This window comes from Rheinheimera soli (assembly GCF_031457405.1).
GTDB classification, from domain to species: Bacteria; Pseudomonadota; Gammaproteobacteria; order Enterobacterales; family Alteromonadaceae; genus Pararheinheimera; species Pararheinheimera soli_A.
The window spans coordinates 1-7851 of sequence record NZ_JAVDWR010000039.1; the positions used below are offsets into that span (position 1 = coordinate 1).

Below are 7851 nucleotides of genomic sequence, written 5' to 3' on the forward strand. Positions count from 1 at the left end.
GAACACCTGAGCTAAAAAGGAGCTGAGCCCAACGCGGGAAAAAAACTGGTGTTCACAATCACCAGAATAGGTGTTCAGATAAAACAGAATACGCAGTCTAAGAAAGCCTAGTCTATTCAGACTGCTACATACACACTTTATCACGCTCAATATTTTATAAATAGAAATTCTCAATCTCTTGATAATTTAAAAGAAATAAGTCAAAGTAAGCGTAAATTTTGGGAAGTTAAACTTACTGTTATAGTCAGTTTTCCTGGCTGTTAGGAGCAGTCGCTCGCTAAAGAAAAGCAACTTGATGCGGTTTGCTCAATTAGGACAATCGCCAAACCAATAAGCCGCACAAACGCATTGAGTATGAACGGATTGACGTTTCAGGCGATGTACTATGTGAAGAAAATATTGTTCAGCGAAAGCCAAACAGACTGTTAGCTCGAAGAGCAAATGATGTGTTGCTGCTGTTGCAAGGCAAACCGACAAAAGAAATAGCTGGTCTGCTGCAGGCGCTACAAGGTTGAGCGCAAACAGTTGGATTCGTTTGTATCCGCCCGATGAGATTGACGGTTTTCAGTCAGGCTTACGGTTTGAGCTGAAGTTCATCGGGAAACTACTTCGGTTATTGGTTGGTTTCAGGCCGCAAGAATTTGGTTATCACCGTTCGCGTTAGAGCAGTGAGTTAATCTGTATGGCGCTGCGGAAATCGCTGAATATCGTTTTACACAGCGTTACAATCCCGCGCAGGTTACCCAAAACATGGCATCGTCTGGCGAAGGTCACCATCTACGTTGTGTTAATGTGTGTTAAAGAGTTGGATAAAGAAAAATTATTAGCCGAGGTAGAACAAATGCTTGCAGGCTGTGCTGGCCACAATCCAGTGTTTAACGAGGACGAAATTTTATATCCAATTGAATCCACACCTAGGTGCGGAATGGGGCTTGCGAGGCCAGCAATGTACAGTGGCAACGCCGTACCAGAATATGACATTTCTTTCTGACTGGTGCACCTCAAAGTAAAGCTAGTCTGGTGTCTTATGTAGGCTCTAACTCAGATAGTTCGGTGGCATTTGTCGACTTACTCAGAGCCGCATTGTAGAGTTATCGTAGCGCCGAAACTATTACGCTGATTGTTTAGGACTACATCATACAAAGAATATATAGACACTGTGATTGCTGAAATTAACCTGAAATCCAGACTGTTATGACTGCCGGTTCTCAGCCCTTTGCATAACAAAATCGAGTTGCTGAGACACTAGTTACTTAAAAACACCCGTGCAACCACCGCTGTGAGTCGATGGATGAACTGATGAAATGGGTTGATTACTTATTGACATAGCATCACCATAGACACAGTACTAAATGGGCGAGCAATCATTTAGCATTCCTGTGGTGGAGCGTTAAACCGAATAGTTATTTTGGGACAGCTAGTGGTACAAGATAGAACCGTAGCTGGTGTAGTAGTCGTTTTGTAATCGGCATGCTTCAATATTAATCGTTGGCATTGATCGCTAAAAATGCCAACGCACTTCGCGCCCAAAAACAGTTATGCTAGGCATTTATTATTGATGTGTTTAAGTTGCCGGCAGAACATAGGCTCAGAGATACAGGCTATCAACGCTAGTTTGCGAGCATTAAATTGCTGAATGAACGTGCGCAGTTCATTGATACGATGCTTGTTGCATTGAATTGACACCTTCTGGTGTAGGGCAGTACTGGTACTCTAAATAAAAGACACAAATAAAGTGGAAGAACTGGCAGAAATATATTGTGCAATTGAATAATTACAGCGCAGAATGTTTTTTGTACAACAATGGCAGGGGTTAGTTTTATTTTGAATAATGATTCTTTTGAAAATTATATGAGAGAGAAGTGCCATAAATTTCTACTTTGATTCTGGCTATTTGTTTTATCTATACCATTTGCGGGGATGCGGCAGGTAAAACGATAAATTCTTTACTCGAGTATGCTTAGTATATCTACGGATATAGCCGGCACAGTGTCGGGATAAAGCCATGGCCTACAGCGAGCACAGTATTAATAGGATTATTTATTAAGGATAAATGATAAATGATAAATGAATTATTCGAGTTATCCATTTCTCAGCAAAGCATACTGATCAATCAACTGCGTTATTCAACCTCTCCCTTGTATAATATTGGTGGCTATATTCAATGTTGTGGTGTTGATGTAGGCATATTGAGTCAGGCACATGCCGAGATTGTTAAACACCACGATGCCTTTGGTATTCGAATAGAGAAAATCGGTGATAAGTACCAGCAAACGATTTCTGAAGAGCGTGATACATCCTTACCTGTAGTGGATTTCTCTAATGTTGATTCGCCCGCTGAGCATGCAAAGCAATGGCTCAATGAAAACTTTGATATTGTTATGAATATCCAAAACCGCCAATTGTGCAAAGCTTGGTGTGTAAAATTGGGCGATGACAAGTATTGGTATGTTGCCATCGGTCATCATTTGGTGATGGATGGTTGGGGCTTTTACAATTGGGCTGGCGTCATTGCCGACATTTATAATGGTTTTGCACAACAGAACAAATCCAGTGCTGATTTTAAATGGCATGAGGTCGTTCAAAAAGACCAAGCTTATTTGGAAAGCAATCGCTATCAATCAGATAAAGCTTATTGGGCTACCCACTGTGAGGCGGTCGAAAGTCTTAATTTAAGGGTGAACTATCCTTGGTTGCGGACTGACAATTACGCCAATATGAGTGAAAGGTATGTTGCTGAGATCTCCGATACAACATTTCAAGCAATTAGCCAGTTTGCAGAACGAGAGAAGGTAACGGTCCCTGCGGTGTTTATAGGTGCTCTAACCTGGTACTTTGGTTCTGCCTATAACAAGAAAAATGTTTGTATTGGTTTGCCAGTTCATAACAGACGTAATCGTCAAGAAAAAGATTTTGTTGGTTTGTTTACTGCCATCAGCCCTTTGGTGGTGCCTATAACTCAGGGACTGACTTTTACCCAGCATGTCCAGCAGGTTGCTCAGACGCAGAGCAAAAATTATCGCCATCAGCGTTATCCGTTTTTGCAGATTGTAAAAGACCTTGGTCTGACTGGTCAGGAAAACCCGTTATTTGAAGTGATGTTTAACTACCTGAAGTTAGATTATCGCGATTTGGCATTAGGTGGACATAATGCAGAGGTTATTTTCGCCGATAATCGTCATCAGCAAATTCCATTGAGTATAAATGTATGGGATGGTGATACAGGTTCCGTTGAGTTACATATGGAGTTTAACCACTGTTATTTCTCCTTTGCTGAAATTGAATTGCTGAGCCAACGAATTTTTGCTGTGTTGCAAGACCTTCTACAGAATGCTGACAAGTCTCTCGCTGATATTGATTTATTACCAGCTCAAGAATTCTGCCTATTGACGCAAACTATGAATGCGGAGTCTAAAACGGTAGCAAGTCAAAATATTGATTCGAGGCAATATCTTCATAAATTGTTTGAAACGCAAGTGCGTCAAACTCCAAATGCAACGGCGGTAAGCTTTGCTGATAAACACATAAGCTATGCAGAACTCAATCAAACTGCAAATAGGCTAGCTCATCATTTAGTGTCGAAATACGATCTTAAGGCGGACAGTTTAGTTGGTATTTGTCTTGACCGCTCTGAAAAAATGTTGGTCGCGATCTTGGCCGTGTTGAAAGCCGGTGGTGCCTATGTTCCTATGGACCCTGAATACCCTGAGTCAAGGCTCGCCTTTATGCTCGAAGATGCTGGGGTGTCTACAGTCATCACTGATTCTAAAATCCAATCAGCGTTGTCGCAGGGTAAAAAGGCTTTCTTTACTGGAACTCAGAGTCTGTTACTTGATGAGCTGATGAATTCGACGGAATGGTCTGAGCTTAATAGTATCGATATCGTTAATAACACGCTGACGCCTGAGCACTTGGCTTATGTGATATATACCTCTGGTTCCACCGGACAGCCTAAAGGGGTAATGGTTGAACATAGAAACGTTGTGAATTTCATACTTAGCATGGCGCTTGAGCCGGGGATCAGAGCTGAAGATAAGTTGTTGGCAGTAACATCGATGACGTTTGATATTCACGTGCTGGAGTTATTCTTGCCGCTAGTAAGTGGCGCTCACTTGGTGCTTGGTACCAGATCAGATGCTTCCGACCCGCAAAAACTCAGTGAAATTATCACAAAACAGCAGATCACGTTGATGCAGGCAACACCTGCAACCTGGAAAATGCTGTTGGACTATGGCTGGCAAGCTCAGCAGCGATTAAAAATACTTTGTGGGGGTGAAGCTCTAAGTAAAGCTCTCGCTAGTAAATTGTTGGCGAACGAGCACATTGAGCTGTGGAACATGTATGGGCCTACTGAAACTACAGTTTGGTCTGGAGTTAGCCGGGTCGATAAAACAGATATGTTGATCTTACTTGGCGCCCCAATAAAAAATACATCTTTTTATGTCGCCACACAAAATGACCAAAGTGCAACAGCTGAGCAATCTCTTAGACTATGTCCTTTTGGTGTTTCTGGTGAATTACTCATTGGTGGTAATGGACTTGCACGCGGCTATCTTGGTAAAGACGCGCTCACCGCCGCCAAGTTTATCACTAATCCGTTTATGACAAACAAGCAGGATGGGCATGAACGACTTTATCGTACTGGCGATTTGGTCCGCTGGGTTTCAGATGGTCGTTTAGAATACTTAGGCAGGTTAGATCGTCAAGTAAAAGTGCGCGGCTTTAGGGTTGAGGTTGGCGAAATTGAAAGCCATGTAGTGGCTCATCCACATATCAAAGATGCGGTCGTTGTGGCACAGGATTCTAATGATAGTACGAGCAATTTGGTGTGCTTTTTTGTTGTCGATAATGAGTTAAAGCGGAGACGAAAGCCATTAGATTTTAGTTTGTTTTATTTTGGTGCATCATACAATGATTATACGCCGCATAGTGGTTGTGAAGGGCGTTATAGTTTTTATATGCGCTCTGCTAAGTATGCTGATGAGAATGGTTTTGAAGCAGTGTGGACGCCTGAGCGCCATTTTGACCCTGTAGGAGCGTTGTATCCAAATCCTTCTATTCTAAGTGCCGCGCTGGCGACCACAACTAGAAACCTACAGCTACGCTCTGGTAGTGTTGTCTTACCATTACACGACCCGATTCGAGTCGCAGAAGAGTGGTCTGTGGTTGACAATCTTTCGCATGGTCGCGTTGGTATTGCTATTGCGAGCGGATGGCATGCCAGAGACTTCGTACTAAAGCCTGAGAACTATTTTGCGCGAAAGCAATGTGTCATTGATGGCATCGCGATGATTAGGTCTTTATGGCAGGGTAAAACCATTAGTCGTTTAGATGGCAACGGCCAGTCTGTAAACATTGAGATCTTCCCCAAACCTAAGCAAAGCCAGTTGCCGCTATGGAGTACTACAGCAGGGAACCCTGATAGCTTTATTGAGGCCGGTCGCCAATGCACCCATGTATTAACCCATTTACTTGGACAAACTATAGAGCAGCTTGAGAGCAATATTCATCTTTATCGGGAGTCATTAGCAAAGCATGGGCACGATCCTAAGCAGGGGAAAGTTAGTCTAATGGTGCACACTTATCTTGGTGCAGATCTTGACGAAACCCTAGAGCAAGCGCGTCAACCGTTTCTCAACTATATGAAAGCACACGTTGCACTACTTAAACCATTGCTTGGCAGTTTAGGCATTGCTCCTGATGAATTGGGAGACCAGGATGAAGAAGCCATTTTGAACTTTGCCTACCGCCGTTACAGTAATTCAGCGTCTTTAATCGGTACTGTAGCGAGTGCAACGCCCGTCGTTGAGCGTATTATCGCTGCTGGGGTCGATGAAATCGCCTGCTTGATTGATTGGATGGACGATGAGTTGGCATACAATGGCCTATCTTTCATCACACAACTGATGCAGCACAGTCTTCAATTGAATTCAGCTGAAGACATCTTATTGGCGAAGGAACTGCGTCATGAGTTACATAGTAAGCTACCAAGTTATATGGTGCCGGGGATGTTTTACATCTTAGAGCACCTGCCACTGACACCAAATGGCAAAATAGATACTAAGGCGTTACCTCAGTTACAGTCCTCCCTTCAGTTGTGTCAATTTGTGGCGCCAGAGACAGAGATTGAAAAACAGCTCAGTGAGATCTGGGGGCAAGTGCTGGAAATTGAGCATGTCGGTTTAATGGATGACTTCTTCCAATTAGGTGGGCACTCGCTGCTTGCAACTAAGGTTGCCACTCGGATTAATACAACTTTTAAGATTAATTGTCAGTTAGAAATAATCTTTAGAGCGCCTGTACTTAAGGACCTGGCGGCAGAAATATCTCAGTTAAGTCAAGTTTCTGTCCCTGAGATCATCAAAAGAGTTCCGGATAATAAATCCTTGTTGGCATCTTTTGGCCAGCAACGGATGTGGTTATTGGGCAAGATTGATGGTGCCAGCGCCCATTATAATGATGCTTTTGCTTTGGATTTGTCAGGCCAGATTAATATTGTTGCGTTAAACAAAGCTTTCACTACAATTTTCCAACGTCATGAAAGTTTGCGAACCAGCTTCTTTGTCGGTGAAGATAATTTACTCTATCAGCAGATTAATCAAGAAATTGATTATCAAGTACCTGTGACTGATTTAGTGGATTTAAGTACTGATGAGGTAAGCGATGAAGTCAAACTGTTAACGGATCGAGAGGCTGCCAGAGAGTTTGATTTAACAAAAGACCTGCTATTAAGAACACAGTTGATAAAGACGGCCCCAGACCGCGCGACTTTGTTGATCACTCTACATCATATTACATCAGACGGTTGGACCCTCGGGCTACTTATTAAAGAGTTTACGATCCTCTACTCTGCATATTTGCGTCATGAGCAAAATCCTTTGCCTGTGTTACCTATTCAGTATGCTGATTATGCGTTATGGCAGCGCCATTGGTTACAGGGCAACGAATTCGAACAGCAGATGCAATATTGGGTGACGCAGTTAGCGGATTTGCCCGTGGTACATGAATTAACGTTGGACTATGAACGTGAAAAATATCAAAAGTTTGTTGGTGCGACCCATCGCACAATAATCGCTAAGTCTGATATTGAAGCCTTAAACCAAGTTTGTTTGAGTAACGGCGCAACGGTATTTATGGGGCTTTACTCTATTTTTACCGTGTTACTTTCACGTTATAGTAATAAGTCCGACATTGTTATTGGCACTACAGTTGCTAATCGTGAGCAAGCAGAAATTGCTAATCTGTTAGGTTTTTTTGTCAATAACTTAGTGCTGCGTGCCGATCTTTCTGACAGTCCTGACTTTGTTACTCTATTACAAAGAAACAAGTCGTTATTGTTGGATGCTTATACTCATCAGCAAGTGCCATTTGAGCAAGTGGTTGAACGTTTGCAACCTGAACGTAGTTTAAATCATACTCCGCTGTTTCAGATTATGCTGGTCTTTAACAACAATGAAAAAGGTCAGGCGGAAATGCCGCTTCTGGATATTACAAGCATTGTGCAAACGCACAATGTGGCTAAGTATGATCTAACGTTGAATATCACCGAACAGAACAATGGTGAATTGTTGCTCGAGTGGCAATATAACTGTGGCTTATTCAAGCCTCAAACCATAGAGAAAATGGCGGAAATTTTTGACCGACTGTTAATAGGTGTACTTGCAGGACCACATCAGAGTGTATTTGCGCTTTCAATCTTGTCAGAAGATGAGACTCAAGCACTGTTTCAACAGAGCTCTCAGAGTCAACAAGCGCTTGGCAATTTGCCTGGGTTATTTGAAGCGCAGGTTGCGAGAAACCCTGATGCGATAGCGATAGAGTTTGAAGGTCAGCAGCTCAGTTATGGGGTGC

The 7851-nt window shown here is 42.7% G+C and carries 1 protein-coding gene; it reads left to right on the plus strand.

Features of this window, described 5'->3' with window-relative positions; translation table 11 throughout:
- Nucleotides 1-2060: 2060 nt before the first annotated feature.
- Nucleotides 2061-7851, plus strand: a 5791-nt coding sequence (locus J2W69_RS20395; protein WP_310282043.1) for a non-ribosomal peptide synthetase, incomplete at its 3' end; no start/stop codon positions are given.